Origin of the sequence: Dyella sp. SG609 (assembly GCF_012275375.1) — a bacterium.
Taxonomy (GTDB): domain Bacteria; phylum Pseudomonadota; class Gammaproteobacteria; order Xanthomonadales; family Rhodanobacteraceae; genus Dyella_D; species Dyella_D marensis.
On the sequence record NZ_JAAZQJ010000006.1, the window covers coordinates 144,034 to 158,389 of the forward strand.

The window sequence follows — 14,356 nt, forward strand, 5'->3', positions numbered from 1 at the left end:
GCGTCGGCGCTGTTCAGCAGCAGGCCGCCCCATCCTGCGATGGGGCGGCCCGGTCCTGCGCTCGGCTTCCGTGCCGGTGGCGGCGGGTTGCTTTACAACCCGCCGCGGTTTTCATCAGTGCTTGAACTCGGAGGCCCAGTAGGCTTCGATCTTCTGCACCAGGGTGGCCGGCAGGGCCACGTAGTCGAGCGAGGCGGCGTCGGACTGGCCGTTGTTCAGCGCCCACTTGAAGAACTCGAAGGCCACCTTGGTGTGCTCGGCGTTCTTCGGGCTCTTGTACATCACCACCCAGGTGGTGGCAGTGATCGGCCACGCCTGCGCACCCGGGGCGTTGGTCATGATCACGTTGAAGTCCTTGGCGCTGGCCCAGTCGGCGGTGGCGGCGGCAGCGGCGAAGCTGTCGGCGCTGGGCACGATGAACTGGCCGGAGGAGTTCTTCAGGTCGACCCAGGCGATGGTGTTCTTCTTCGCGTAGGCGTATTCGACGTAGCCGATCGAACCCGGGATCTGCTTGACGTACTGCGACACGCCTTCATTGCCCTTGCCGCCCACGCCGGTCGGCCACTCGACGGCCGTGCCGAACTTCACCTTGTCCGCCCACTCCTTGCTGACCTTGGACAGGTAGTTGGTGAAGTTGAACGAGGTGCCCGAACCGTCGGAGCGGTGCACCACGGTGATCTTCTTGGCCGGCAGAGCCAGGCCGGCGTTCAGCGCGGCGATCTTGGGGTCGTTCCAGTTGGTGATCTTGCCCAGGAAGATGTCGGCCAGGGTCTCGCCGTCGAGCTTGACCTGGTCGGCCTTGATGCCCGGGATGTTCACCACCGGCACGATGCCGCCCACCACCACCGGGAACTGGCCGAGCTTGAAGCTGGCGAGGTCCTCGGCCTTCAGCGGGGCGTCGGTGGCGCCGAAATCGATGGTGCCTTCCTTGATCTGCGCCACGCCGGCGCCCGAACCGACCGACTGGTAGTTGAGCTTGTTGCCGGTCTTTTCGGAGTAGCCAGCGGACCACTTCGAGAGCACCGGGTAGACGAAGCTCGAACCCGCGCCGGTGATGTCCGTGGCGCGGGCCGACATGCCGAACAGCGACGCCGCGGCGAACACAGCGGACGTGCCGATACGGGAGAAAGATTTGCTAGAGGTCAACACGGTTGCTCCTTAGTGATAAGGGTCACGGGGGATTCCCGCCCGACCGCTATTTCATGCGCGCCGTGTTGCAATGAAATGAGCTGAATGTTTCAGCGATATGACAACTTGTCATATTGGAGCGGGGAACGGGGAGCGGGGATCGGGGAATTGCAGGCCGCGCCTATAGTTAAGGTGTCCGGGCGCTATTCCGTTCCCCGTTCCCCCGTTCCCCGTTCCCGGCGCCGAAGGCGCCTCAGAGCACATCCAGGCCGATGTGTTCGCGTTCGAAGGTTTCCAGCCTGCGCCAGCGGTTGACGATGGCGCAGAACAGGTCGGCGGTGCGGTCGGCGTCGTAGATGGCCGAGTGCGCTTCGCGCGTATCGAAGAAGTGGCCGGAGGCCTGCACGGCCTTGCTCAGCACCGTTTGCCCATAGGCCAGGCCGCCGAGCGTGGCGGTGTCGAAGCAGCTGAAAGGGTGGAACGGATTGCGCTTGTGGCCCGTGCGGCGCACGGCCGCATTGAGGAAGCCCAGGTCGAAGGCGGCGTTGTGGCCGACCAGGATGGCGCGCTGGCAGTCCGCGTCGCGCATGCGTTCGCGCACTTCCTTGAAGATGTGGTCCAGCGCCGCCCGCTCGTTGAGCGCGCCGCGCAGCGGGTTGTCCGGGTCGATGCCGGTGATCTCCAGCGCGCGCGGGTCGATGTTGGCGCCGGGAAACGGCTCCACGTGGGCCGACACCGCCGGGCGGGGGCGCAGGTAGCCCTCGGCGTCCATGTCCAGGGTGACGGCGGCGATTTCCAGCAGGGCGTCGCGCTCGGCGTCGAAGCCGCCGGTCTCCACGTCGACGATCACCGGCAGGAAGCCGCGGAAGCGGTCGGCCAGCCGGCTGGACATGCTGTTGCTGAGGTTTTCCGGTTTATCCATCGAACAAGCATATCAGCCGGCCCGGGGCGGGCGGGGGGCGGTTTGTTGCAGTCGGCCGTACCGGTGTCTTCGTTTTGTCACGCAAGTAGCACGGAATCGTAAAACGCCGACCGCATGCTGCCGGCCATTACCTGGTTGGCCGTGCCGATCGAGAGGGGGCGGTCCAGGCAATGTCTACCAACATCCGGAGAACATCCATGCGTTCTAAGTTGCTCGCGGTGGCGATTGCTGCCGGTTTGGGCGTAGTCAGTTTCCACGTGGCCGCGGAGCCGGCGGCGAAGGGCAAGGCCGCCCAGACCTCCAGCCAGGGTTCGCAGGCGTCCCAGAACGCCGAGATCGAAGCGCTGAAGGCCCAGCTCGCCGAGCTGCAGGCCAAGGTCATCGCGCTGGAAGAGCGTACTGACGCCCAGTCGGACATCAACGTGTCCACCGGCCAGAACCTCGAGGCCGTGCAGAAGGCGCAGGCCGCGTCCGACAAGAAGATGTCCACGATCGACAAGTTCGTGAACAACACGAAGATCGGCGGCACCATGTTCTTCGACCTGACCAATGCCGACCACAAGGAAAAGGGCAAGACCGGCGGCTTCGTCAGCAAGGACGGCCATGGCTCGGTCAACGGCACCGGCTTCGACGTCAAGCGCTTCTACCTGACCGTCGACCACAAGTTCGACGACACCTGGTCGGCCAACCTGACCACCGACTTCAACTACCAGTCCACGCTGAGCCAGACCAGCCTGTTCGTGAAGAAGGCCTACGTGCAGGGCACGTTCGACCCGCTCTTCACGGTGCGCTTCGGTGCGGCCGACATGCCGTGGATTCCGTTCGCCGAGAAGTGGTACGGCTACCGCTTCATCGAGAACACCCTGATCGACCGCAGCATCGACGGCGGCCGCGGCACCGTGGGCGTGGCCCCGACCGGCGTGGGCTCGTTCGGCAACTCGTCCGACTGGGGTATCCATGCCCTGGGCGCGACCACCGGCGACAACGCCGTCAACTACCAGCTGTCGGTGGTCAACGGCCGCGGTTTCCGCAACCCGTCGCGCTCCGACAGCGTGGACGTGGAAGGCCGCTTCGGCTACCAGCCGATCCAGGAAATGGTCATCGCCATCGGCGGCTACGACGGCAAGCGCGGCAACAAGGTGCAGAACGGCGCGGCCACGCAGAACGCGACCCGCGGCGACGCGCTCGTTGCTTACCGCGACAAGACCTTCGGCGTCGGCGCCGAATACTTCACCGCCAAGAACTGGGACGACGTCCTGAAGTACAACGGCGTGGTGCCGGCTCCGGCCGTGGTGCGCGACAAGTCCGAGGGTTACTCGCTGTTCGGCGACTACTCCTTCGCGCCGCAGTGGGCCCTGTTCGCCCGCTACGACCGCGTGGACTACAAGTGGTGGGGCGTGTCCGGCCCGCAGAGCAAGCTGAAGGACACCTACTACAACGCCGGCGTCTCGTACGACGCGCTGAAGAACCTGCGCCTGGCGTTCGCGTGGAAGCACGACAAGCTGGAAGGACCGATCCGCGCGTTCGAGTACAAGACGGACGAAATCGGCTTCTGGGGCGTGCTGTCCTATTGATTCACCGGTTATCGGAAGGGAGTTCGACCCAAGGACGGAAAACGGCGGGCCTCAAGCCCGCCGTTTGCTTTTTGCGGCAGCCAGAAAGTTTCCGGTTTGTGGCGAAGCGGCCCGGATTCAGTAGTTCACTTGCAGCTGCACCCTGAGCAGATCGCCGTCGATCCGGCGGTACGGCGCGGCGCTGACGTTGGTGCGGCGCATATTGGCGTAGGCCACCGCCAGCTCCACCGCGTTGTTCGGCTGCCACTCCACGCCGATCTCGGTCTCATCGACCAGCATGCGCGGCGTGTTGGTGTCGAATTTCGAGGCGCCGCGATAGGTCTGCCACTTCAGGTAGGGGAACAGTGTGCCGATGCTGCCGCCGTCGACCTTGTACATCGCCTGCACATAGCCGCCGCGCAGCGACCTGGTGCGGATCTGGCGCCGCGCGAGATCCAGTTCCGGGCCGCGGCCCACCGTCCATTCCGCCTGCAGGCCGAACGGCTGCGGGTAGTAGATGGCATGCACGGCCACGCGCTGGTCGATCGAGCCGTTCACCGGCGCGGTGTCCTTCGGCGTGAAGCTGCGGCCGTTGACGGTGATGGCTGCCGGCGTGGCGATCTTGAAGCGGCCGCTGTACGCGTCGGCCCCCACTTCGAAGAACTGTCCGCTGGCGAACTTGAACGGATAGCTGACGTGCAGCACGGTGTGCAGGCTGTTGTTCTGCTCGGCGCGGTTGGCGCCCTGGCCGTTGTAGAAACCCAGGCCCAGCACGCCGTAGTCGCCCGAGCCCTTGAGGCCGGACTTCACCAGGTACTGGTAGCGTTCCTGCACGTGCTTCGGCGTGTAGTAGAAGAACACGCCCAGATCGCGCTCGTCGCGCACGCCGGAGTTCAGCGCATCGGCGCGGTCCGGCGTGATGCGGTTCTGGCTGGACTGCAGGTTTTCCCAGCCGTAAGGCACTTTCGACTGGCCGGCGCGCGCGCGGAATTCGCGGTCCTTGTCGAAGTAGATGTCCGCATACGCATCGCGCAGCTGGGCGAAGTTGCTGGTGGTGGAGCCGGTGGGCGTGCTGGCGAAATCCGGCTGCAGGTAGATCGACACGCGATCGTTGAGATCGCCGCTGATCACCACGCGCGCGCGGCGGATGCCGAAGCCCTGGTTGTCGCCGATAAAGCGGTCGCCGGGCGAACGCAGGTCCGCCGCATCGCCGCCCAGGCCCTGGTTGTAGCGCAGCTGCGTGTAGCCGCGCAGCGCGATGCGGTCGTACCACTTCTTCTCGGCGGGCTTGGCGGGCTTCGCTTCCGCCGCCGGCGCGGCGGCGATGGCGGAGGAGGGCGTGGCCGCCTGCGTGCTTGCCGGTGCTGCCGGCGCCGCGGTGCTGCTTTCATCCACCTGCATGAAGGTACCCAGCTTGACGCGGCCCGGGCCGGGTTCGGCGAAGATCTGCTGGGTCTTGCGGTCGACGTACAGGTCCAGCGTGGCGGCGGCTGCCGTTTCCGAGAGCGCGGCGGCGCCCACGGTCCAGAGCATCGAGGCGAGTTTTTTTCTCTTCATGGTCGTCCAGGAATCGGGCGGCGTAGGCCGCGTGGCGAATGCGCGCGGCGCCGTATGGATTCCCGTCCCTGGATGCCCGGCGCCGCCTCGGCGGATGCCTGCGCGCAATTTCTTGCGGCATGCGGGGCGGCGAGCCTAGGGGCCATGGATGTCGGTTTTGTGACGGCCTGGCCATGCGCAGCCGATTTGCCAGGGGTCGAACTTGAAGAAAAAGCCTTGTTTTTGGCTTCACGGCGCTGAATGAAATGGACGTCCATATTCAGCTTGATCGAAATTTGTGCGCTGCAAGGGCTTGAGCATCGCCGCGCGAGCCCGTATCTTCCTACGCCATGCGTACCCGCTACTCCCGCGTCCTCGTCCTGTTCCTGGCATGCCTGTTCGGCGTGCTGGTGACATTCGCGTCGACGGCGCAGAGCATGGGCAAGGACGGACGCGCCGCCGTGGCGGCCGTGGTCGACGCAGACCTCGCCCAGGATCTCGCCGACGACGGCGAGGACGGCTCCGACGCGCTTGCCGGCGCCTGCGCCATCGACGACCAGTGTCTGGACGACATCATGGTCGAGACGATGGAGTGGTCCGTGTGGCACGACCGCGCTCCCTCCGTGGCCATCGGCCCGGTGCCCGACGTGCACGAGCACGTGGTCGGGCTGATCTGCCCCCCTCCCAACGCCTGATCTCCCTGCGCGCTTTCCGTCGCGGCGCCTGAGCGTCCGCGGCTGGGGTCCCTGCGCGCCTGCGGCAGCTTGCCTGCCGATGCCTTGCCGTGTCCGCGCGAGGCCCATCCCCATCGAAGAATTTTTGGCGGCCCGTTTGCCGCCCGTTTCCCCACAGCTAGGGAGATTTACCCATGGAACGTCTGCTCGAAGGCTTCGAACACTTCCGCCGCACGGTCTTTCCGGAACAGCGCGAGCTGTTCAAGAAGCTCGCTACCGGCCAGAGCCCGCATACGCTGTTCATCACCTGCGCCGATTCGCGCGTGATGCCCGAAATGATCTTCTCGGCGCTGCCGGGCGAGATCTTCGTCTACCGCAATATCGGCAACATCGTGCCGCCGTACGCGCAGCACGTGAGCGGCGTGGTCGCCGCGATCGAGTACGCGGTGAAGGTGCTGCAGGTGAAGCACATCGTGATCTGCGGCCATTCCGACTGCGGCGCCATGAAGGGCCTGCTGGCGCCGGCCAAGGTCGCGCACATGCCGTCGGTCGCTGCGTGGCTGAAGCATGCCGACGTGGCGCGCTATGTCGTGGCCGAAAACAGCCCGGACCTGCAAGGCGAGGAAGCGCTGCGCCGCGTCACCGAAGAGAACGTGGTCGGCCAGCTCGAACACCTGCGCACCTTGCCCGCGGTCGCCGCCGCGATGGCCAACGGCAGCGTGAGCATCCACGGCTGGCTGTACGACATCGCGCAGGCGGAACTGCGTGCGTTCGACGCGCATAGCGGCCACTTCGTGCTGATCGATCCGAGCACCCGCGAAGTGCCGGACGCGACGCCGCACGCGCGTTTCGCCGCTTCCGCGTCGACGGCTTAAGGAGCAGCCTGCCATGAGTTCCCATGTGTTCTCGAAGTACTTTTCGGGTGGCCTGTTCAGCCGTGACATGCTCGGCTCGATCGTGGTGTTCCTGGTGGCGCTGCCCTTGTGCATGGGCATCGCCATCGCCTCCGGCATGCCGCCGGCAGCCGGCCTGATCACCGGCATCATCGGCGGCATCGTGGTCGGCGCCATCGCCGGCTCGCCCTTGCAGGTCAGCGGCCCCGCCGCTGGCCTGGCCGTGCTGGTATTCGAGCTGGTGCGCGAACACGGCGTGGCGGCGCTCGGTCCGGTGGTGCTGCTGGCCGGCCTGATCCAGATCGCCGCGGGCCTGTGCCGCGTGGGTATCTGGTTCCGCATGACCTCGCCGGCGGTGGTCGCCGGCATGCTGTCGGGCATCGGCATCCTGATCGTGGCCTCGCAGGCGCACGTGCTGATCGACGCCAAGCCGGCGGCGCGCGGCCTGGAGAATTTCGCCGCGTTGCCGGGTGCACTGGCCGATGCGTTCTCCGGCGAAGGCACCGGCCTGGCTGCGCTGGGCGTGGGCCTGACCACCATCGCGATCATGCTGGGCTGGGAAAAACTGCGTCCGCAGAAGCTGCGTTTCGTGCCCGGCGCCTTGCTGGCCGTGGTGGCGGTGACCGCGTTCGTGCAGTTCAACGGCGTGAACGTCAACAAGGTGGACGTGCCGGCCAACCTGCTGTCGGCGATCTCGCTGCCCAGCTTCGCCGATCTCGGCGGCCTGCTCGAACCCTCGCTGCTGGTGGCCGCGCTGACCTTCGCCTTCATCGCCAGCGCGGAGACGCTGCTGTCGGCGGCGGCGGTGGACCGCATGCACGATGGCGTGCGCACCAACTACGACCGCGAACTGACCGCGCAGGGCGTGGGCAATACGCTGTGCGGCCTGTTCGGCGCGCTGCCGATGACCGGCGTGATCGTGCGCAGCGCGGCCAATGTGCAGGCCGGCTCGGCCACGCGCATGGCCACCATGATGCATGGTGCCTGGCTGCTGGTGTTCGCCTTGCTGCTGCCGTGGCTGATGCGCATGACGCCGGTGTCCTGCCTGGCCGGCATCCTGGTCTTTACCGGCGTGAAGATGATCAACTTCAAGCAGGTGAAGAGCTTCGCCGCCTACGGCAAGGGCACCGCCGCGATCTACCTGGCGACCACCTTCGCCATCGTCGCCACCGACCTGCTGGCCGGCGTGCTGGTGGGCTTCGCGCTGTCGCTGTTCCGCCTGGCCCTGCTGTCTTCGCGCCTGAAGGTGAACCTGGCCGAGCACGACGATGAGCCCGGCGCGGCCAAGCTGCACCTGACCGGCATCGCCACCTTCCTGAAGGTGCCGTCGATGGCGCGCACGCTGGAACAGGTGCCGCCGAACACGCGCCTGCACGTGGTGATGGACGACCTGCACCATGTCGACCAGGCCAGCTTCGAGCTGCTGCGCGACTGGGCCCGCAACGCCAAGTCCAGGGGTTGCGAGCTGGTGGTGGATTGGATGGAGCTTGAGCGTCGCGTGGAAGGTCCGGCCAAGGCGGCCTGATCGCTTCATGCGGTTTTGCCACACCCCGCGGATGCCCAGGCGCGTCCGCGGGGCTTCTTTGACCAGCGCAAGGGGAGTACATCGATGCTCGCGGACATCACGGCGGCGCTGGGCGCCATCAAGACCGGTTCGGATATCGCCCGCGACATGGCCGGCGCGCTGTCGCCGGACGAGACGCGGGCCAAGGCGCCGGAACTGTACGGCGCCATGGCCGAGATCCAGCACCGACTCGCCGCGATGCAGCTGGCTTATGGCGCACTGCTGGAAGAGCGCGATGCGCTGGCGCGCGAGGTAGAAGAAGTGCGCCAGGCGCGCATGGAGCGCGAACGCTACGTGCTGCACCAGCTGCCGCAGGGCGGCCTGGTGTATCGCTTCAAGACCAGCCGCGAGTCCGGCGCGGTGCCGCACGACTTGTGCGTGCATTGCTACGAGGGCGGACTGAAGTCGATCCTGCAGCCGAACGGTTCGCACCTGGTGTGCCCGACCTGCAAGACCAGGCTGCGCTCGAAGGGCATGGCCGCGGTGGCGACGCGGCGCGGCGGCGTCTGCGTGTGGACGCTTTAAATGTGCGCGAAATATCTGGCGCAGGTTGGGGGGAGCCTGTGGCGAACCCCAACGTCCGCACGACCGCAGCGCGGTCGCATGGTTGGGGTTCGCCTCAGGCTCACCCCAACCTACGCCGCGATGCGGTCTTCTTCGCCGCTGCCTTCTTGGCCGGCGCTTTTTTCTTCCCGGACTCCGCCGGCGTCTTGTCCTTGTACCGGCACAGATCGCGGATCACGCACTGCGGGCAATCCGGCTTGCGCGCCTTGCACACATAGCGCCCGTGCAGGATCAGCCAGTGGTGCGCGTCCTGCTTGAACTCCGGCGGCACCACTTTCTCCAGCTTGTCCTCCACCGCCCGCACGTCCTTGCCCGGCGCAAGGCCCGTGCGGTTGGAAACGCGGAAGATATGCGTGTCCACCGCGATGGTGGCGTGCCCGAACGCGGTATTGAGCACCACGTTGGCGGTCTTGCGGCCCACCCCCGGCAGCGCTTCCAGCGCTTCGCGCGTCTGCGGCACTTCGCCGGCGTACTGTTCGACCAGGATGCGGCACAGCGCGATCACGTTCTTGGCCTTGGCGTTGAACAGGCCGATGGTGCTGATGTAGCGCTTGAGCTGTTCCTCGCCCAGGTCAAGGATGGCCTGCGGCGTGTTTGCCACCGGATACAGCTTGCGCGTGGCCTTGTTCACGCCCACGTCGGTGGCCTGCGCCGACAGCACCACCGCCACCAGCAGCTCGAACGGCGTGGTGTAGTCCAGCTCGGTGGTGGGGTGCGGATCCAGTTCGCGCAGGCGGGAGAACAGCTCGACGACGTCGGCTCGCTTCACGGTTTGGGTTCCTGTTGCCTGGCCTTGGCGCGGGCCAGCGCGGCCAGCACCGGGTTGTCGCTCACCGCCGCGCCGAGCTGCGCCTTGCGCGCGGCCAGCTCGGCCGCCTGTTTGTCGCGTTCGCGCGCAAGGCGCGCCTCGCGGCGCTGGAAATGCGCGCGCGCCCGCTCGGCATGCTCAAGGTCTTCCACCTGCGTCAGCGGCATCGGCTCCAGCACGATGCAGTCGACCGGGCAGGCCGGCACGCACAGCTCGCAGCCGGTGCAGTCGTCCGCGATCACGCTGTGCATCGCTTTCGCCGCGCCGACGATGGCATCCACCGGACAGGCCTGGATGCATTTGGTGCAGCCGATGCAATCCGCCTCGACGATGCGCGCCAGCGTGCGCGGCTTTTCCACGCCGTTGTCGGGATTCAGCGGCAGCGGCTCGCGCCCGAGCAGATCCGCCAGCTTGCGGATGCCGGCCGCGCCGCCGGGCGGGCATTGATTGATCTGCGCTTCGCCGCGCGCGATCGCTTCCGCATACGGACGGCAGCCGTGGTAGCCGCATTTCTCGCATTGCGTCTGCGGCAGCAGGGTGTCGATGCGGTCAGCGAGGGTGTTCATGGCGTCGGGCTTGAACGAAGCGGAAGAACGGGCATGAGGCATCCCGTTCTTCCGGCGGAACTCAGCGAACCGTGGCTCCCGGCTTCGCGCCCTGATCCGCATCGAGCAGGAACAGGTCGTCCCCGCCGTCGCCGGCGGAAAGGATCATCCCTTCCGACAGGCCGAAGCGCATCTTGCGCGGCGCCAGGTTGGCGATGAAGACCACGTTGCGGCCGAGCAGTTTCTCCGGTTCGCCGTAGGCGGCGCGGATGCCGGAGAAGATCTGGCGCGCGCCCAGCGGGCCGGCGTCCAGTTCGAAGCGCAGCAGCTTGTCGGAGCCTTCGACGAACTCGCAGGCGGTGACCTTGCCGATGCGCAGGTCGAGCTTGGCGAAGTCGTCGATGCCGATGGTGGCTGCGGTGCCGGTGCTGGTGGTGTCGCTCATGGTCTTGCCGTTGTCCTTCTTGGTCTCGTTCTTGATGGCCTTGGCCGGCTTGGCGGTCGGCTCGGGCGGAGCCAGCGAGTCGCGCGACGCCTCCACCATCGTTTCGATCAGCTTCGGGTCGATGCGGCCGAGCAGGGGCTCGAAGGCATGGATGGTGTGGTTGTGCAGTTCGGCGCGGGCGTCGTCGAAGCCGGTGACCGGCGCGTCGAGGAAGCGCTCGGCCTTTTCCACCGTGGCCGGCAGGATCGGCTTGAGCAGGCCGGCGAGCAGGCGGAACGCGGCGATGGCGAACGAGCAGACCTGGTGCAGCTCCTGCTTGCGCGTGCTGTCCTTGGCGATGTTCCACGGCGCCTTGGCGGCGATATGGCCGTTCACCAGGTCGGCGATCTGCACGAACTTGCGCGTGACTTCGGCGAACTCGCCCTGGCGGTACAACGCCGGCACTTCGTCGTAGTGCGTCATCAGTTCGCGCCACAGCTCCGCTTCTTCCTTGCCGAAGGCGGGCGCCAGGCGGCCGTCGAAGAACTTCTGCACGAAGCCGGCGGTGCGGCTGGCGATGTTCACCCACTTGCCGACGAGGTGCGAATTGACGCGCTCCTCGAACGACTTCAGGTCCAGGTCCACGTCCACCGGCGTGTCGCCCAGCATGGAGGCGAAGTAGTAGCGCAGGAATTCCGGATGCAGGCCGACGTCCAGGTAGGTGCGCGCCTTGATGAAGGTGCCGCGCGACTTGGACATCTTCGCGTTGTTGACGGTGAGGTAGCCGTTGACGTGCAGCGCGGTGGGCGTGCGGAAGCCCGCGCCCTTGAGCATGGCCGGCCAGAACAGGCCGTGGAAGTTGATGATGTCCTTGCCGATGAAGTGGTGCATCTCGGCGCGGCTGTCCGGCGCGAGGAAATCCTCGAAGCGGGTGCCGGTCTTCGCGCACAGCGCCTGGAAGCTGGCCAGGTAGCCGACCGGCGCGTCCAGCCAGACATAGAAGAACTTGCCCGGCGCGTCGGGAATCGGGAAGCCGAAGTAGGGCGCGTCGCGCGAGATGTCCCAGTCCTTCAGGCCGCCATCCAGCCATTCGCGCAGCTTGGCGATCACGCCGCTGTTGGCCACCGGCGCGCCATCGGTGAGCTTGCCGCCGAACCAGTCGCGCAGCAGCGGCTCGAACTTGGCCAGCTCGAAGAAGTAATGCTCCGAATCGCGCAGCACCGGCGTGGCGCCGGACATCACCGAGTAGGGGTTGATCAGGTCGGTGGGCGCATAGGTGGCGCCGCAGTTCTCGCAGTTGTCGCCGTACTGGTCCGGCGTGCCGCACACGGGGCAGGTGCCCTTGATGTAGCGGTCCGGCAGGAACATGGTCTTTTCCGGATCGAACAGCTGCTGGATCGTGCGGCGCGCGATATAGCCGCCGTCGCGCAGGCGCGTGTAGATCAGCGAGGCCAGCTCGCGGTTCTCGTCCGAATGGGTGGAGTGGTAATGGTCGAAGGCCACGCCGAAGGCGGCGAAATCCGCCTCGTGGCTCAGCTGCACGCCTTCGATGAAGGTCTCCGGCGCCACGCCGGCCTTCTCCGCCGCCAGCATGATCGGCGTGCCGTGCGCGTCGTCCGCGCACACGTAGAACACCTCGTCGCCCTGCATGCGCTGCGCCCGCACCCAGATGTCGGCCTGGATGTAGCCCACCATGTGGCCCAGATGCAGCGGACCGTTGGCGTAGGGCAGGGCGTTGGTGACGAGGAGTCGGCGGGACATGGCTGCTCGGCTGGCGGAGGGATCGAGGATTATGGCACGCGCGCGCTGCCGGCACGCCGCCGGGCCAGCCACACGGCGAGCGCCGCCAGGCCGCAGGGCAGCCATACCCAGCGCAGTTCGGAAGCCAGCACCGACAGGCCGCGCGCGCTGAAGAAGCGCGCGCCGATCGGCGACACCGCGATCGGCCGCCAGGGGAAGAAGAAGCGCTCGCTGGAGAACGGCCAGGCCAGCGCTACGCCGAGGCCGCCGTCGGTCAGCGCATCCAGCAGCGGATGCGAGAGGGCGGCGAGGCCGACGAACAGGAATGCTCGCCACGCGGTGGTCCGCAAGGGGCGATGGGCGAGTGCGGCGATCGCGCCGAGCGCGAGCGCCATGCCGATGGAATGCGTGGCGCCGCGGTGGCCGAAGCTGTCGGCGTAGGCGATGCCGAATTTGAAGGCCAGCACGTCGGCGTCGGGGACCATGGCGGCGATGGCGCCGGCGGCGAGCAGGCGGGGCGATACCGCGCGCCTGCCGGCGGCGGCGCCGAGCAGGAGGGGGACGGCGGCGTGGGTGAGGATGGTGGGCATGACGTTCCTTGTGAGCTGCGCTATTTCCCTAGTCCTCCAAGGTAGAGCCCTTCTCCCTCCGGGAGAAGGTGGCGGCAGCCGGATGAGGGTACGGCCGGAGCGGTGCGCATCACTCTTGCGCTCCGCCCGTACCCTCACCCCAACCCCTCTCCCAAGGGGAGAGGAGCTTAAGCGTCGCGCACTTTCGCCGTTTGCTTGTTTATGCACGATTGTATACATTTATCCCCATTGTTGACCCCGAGCAACACCGCATGAAAGCAAGCACCGACGGCGCCCTGGGCGGCCGTGTATCCCTGGGCCGCGCCACGCTGTCCACCCGCCTGATCTTCCTGGTCTCCGGCATCGGCATGTCGGCGTGGGCGCCGATGGTGCCGTACGCCAAGTCGCGGCTGGGCCTGGACGACGCCCAGCTGGGGCTGATCCTGCTGGTGTTCGGCGGCGGTTCGATGGCGTCGATGCCGTTCGTGGGCTGGCTCAGCCATCGCTACGGCAACCGCCGGGTGATCGTCGCCTCCGGCCTGCTGCTGTGCCTGGCCTTGCCGGCGCTGGCGCTGGCGCCGAGCGCAATCGCGCTTACCGCGGCGCTGGCCTATTTCGGCGTGATGCTGGGCGTGGTCGACGTCGCCATGAATGCGCACGCGGTGGAGGTGGAGAGGCTCGACGGCCGCGTGCTGATGTCCGGTTTCCACGGACTCTTCAGCGTCGGGGGCCTGACCGGCGCGGCGGTGATGAGCGCCTTGCTCGCCACGGGCCTTGCGCTGGCCTGGTGCGCGACGGCGGTCGCGGCACTGCTTGCCGCCCTGGTGTTCTTCCTGCGCGATGGATTGCTTCCCGGCGCCGGCGAGGCGGAAGGCCATGCGGCGTTCGGCATGCCGCGCGGCCTGGTGCTGCTGCTGGGCCTGCTGTGCTTCGTCAGCTTCATGGCGGAAGGTTCGATGCTGGACTGGAGCGCGGTGTTCCTGCGCGACTTCCGCGGCTTCGCGGCCAGCTCCGCCGGCGTCGGCTACGCCTGCTTCTCCATCGCCATGGCGCTGGGCCGCCTCGCCGGCGACCGGCTGGTGCAGCGGGTGGGCACGGTGTGGACGGTGCGCGCGGGCGCGGCCATCGCCGCGGCCGGTTTTGCGCTGGTTTCCATGGTGCCGTGGGCGCCGGCCGCGCTGCTCGGCTTCGTGCTGGTCGGCATCGGCGCGTCCAACATCGTGCCGGTGATGTTCAGCGCCGCGGGCCGCCTGCCGGGTACCTCGCCGGCGGTCGCGCTGGCGACGGTGACCATGCTCGGCTATGTCGGCCTGCTCAGCGGGCCGGCCCTGATCGGCTTTCTTTCGAAGATCAGCAGCCTGCCGGTGGCGATGGCCGTGGTGGCGGGGCTGCTGGTGGTGGTGTCCGCTTCGGCGCGGATCGTGCGGCGATGAACA

Annotated in this window: 13 protein-coding genes; 6 read left to right on the forward strand and 7 right to left on the reverse strand. The window is 67.2% G+C overall.

From position 1 onward, the window contains the following. Positions 1-114: 114 nt before the first annotated feature. Positions 115-1,149: a phosphate ABC transporter substrate-binding protein PstS gene (pstS, locus tag FHW85_RS13280; protein ID WP_343203702.1), complete on the reverse strand. Its 1,035-nt coding sequence runs from the start codon at positions 1,147-1,149 to the stop codon at positions 115-117. A gap of 232 nt (positions 1,150-1,381) precedes the next feature. Beyond that, positions 1,382-2,050, reverse strand: coding sequence for a ribonuclease T (gene rnt / locus FHW85_RS13285; protein WP_167255863.1), 669 nt, complete (start codon positions 2,048-2,050; stop codon positions 1,382-1,384). Between the two features lie 197 nt (positions 2,051-2,247). On the opposite strand from rnt, the gene FHW85_RS13290 reads away from it, so the two are divergent. Beyond that, entirely contained in the window at positions 2,248-3,624 is a 1,377-nt protein-coding gene (locus FHW85_RS13290; RefSeq protein ID WP_168648541.1) for a porin, read from the forward strand. Positions 3,625-3,741: 117 nt separating this feature from the next. Here FHW85_RS13290 and FHW85_RS13295 read toward each other — a convergent pair whose 3' ends face one another. Further along, a complete protein-coding gene (locus FHW85_RS13295; protein WP_167255859.1) occupies positions 3,742-5,160 on the reverse strand; it encodes a porin in 1,419 nt (472 codons plus the stop codon). Positions 5,161-5,489: 329 nt separating this feature from the next. On the opposite strand from FHW85_RS13295, the gene FHW85_RS13300 reads away from it, so the two are divergent. From FHW85_RS13300 to FHW85_RS13315, 4 genes are all read left to right on the forward strand, one after another. Beyond that, entirely contained in the window at positions 5,490-5,834 is a 345-nt protein-coding gene (locus FHW85_RS13300) for a hypothetical protein (protein ID WP_167255857.1), read from the forward strand. A gap of 173 nt (positions 5,835-6,007) precedes the next feature. Next, complete coding sequence (locus FHW85_RS13305; RefSeq protein ID WP_167255855.1) at positions 6,008-6,688, forward strand: carbonic anhydrase; 681 nt, start codon at positions 6,008-6,010, stop codon at positions 6,686-6,688. Positions 6,689-6,701: 13 nt separating this feature from the next. Then, a complete protein-coding gene (locus FHW85_RS13310) occupies positions 6,702-8,231 on the forward strand; it encodes a SulP family inorganic anion transporter (RefSeq protein ID WP_168648542.1) in 1,530 nt (509 codons plus the stop codon). 84 nt (positions 8,232-8,315) lie between these two features. After that, positions 8,316-8,795: a hypothetical protein gene (locus tag FHW85_RS13315; protein ID WP_167255851.1), complete on the forward strand. Its 480-nt coding sequence runs from the start codon at positions 8,316-8,318 to the stop codon at positions 8,793-8,795. A 100-nt stretch (positions 8,796-8,895) separates the two neighbouring features. Here FHW85_RS13315 and nth read toward each other — a convergent pair whose 3' ends face one another. The 4 genes from nth to FHW85_RS13335 form a co-directional block, all read right to left on the reverse strand. Beyond that, positions 8,896-9,603 (reverse strand): endonuclease III, encoded by a 708-nt coding sequence (nth, locus tag FHW85_RS13320; protein WP_168648543.1) that lies wholly within the window; start codon positions 9,601-9,603, stop codon positions 8,896-8,898. After that, a complete protein-coding gene (locus FHW85_RS13325; protein WP_168648544.1) occupies positions 9,600-10,208 on the reverse strand; it encodes an RnfABCDGE type electron transport complex subunit B in 609 nt (202 codons plus the stop codon). The genes nth and FHW85_RS13325 overlap by 4 nt, the downstream gene beginning before the upstream one ends. Before the next feature lie 61 nt (positions 10,209-10,269). Next, complete coding sequence (gene metG, locus FHW85_RS13330) at positions 10,270-12,372, reverse strand: methionine--tRNA ligase (RefSeq protein ID WP_168648545.1); 2,103 nt, start codon at positions 12,370-12,372, stop codon at positions 10,270-10,272. Between the two features lie 29 nt (positions 12,373-12,401). Then, positions 12,402-12,941, reverse strand: a complete 540-nt coding sequence (locus FHW85_RS13335) for a metal-dependent hydrolase (RefSeq protein ID WP_168648546.1) — start codon at positions 12,939-12,941, stop codon at positions 12,402-12,404. 251 nt (positions 12,942-13,192) lie between these two features. Here FHW85_RS13335 and FHW85_RS13340 point away from each other — a divergent pair, with 251 nt between their 5' ends. Beyond that, entirely contained in the window at positions 13,193-14,353 is a 1,161-nt protein-coding gene (locus FHW85_RS13340; protein ID WP_168648547.1) for an MFS transporter, read from the forward strand. Positions 14,354-14,356 lie beyond the last annotated feature (3 nt).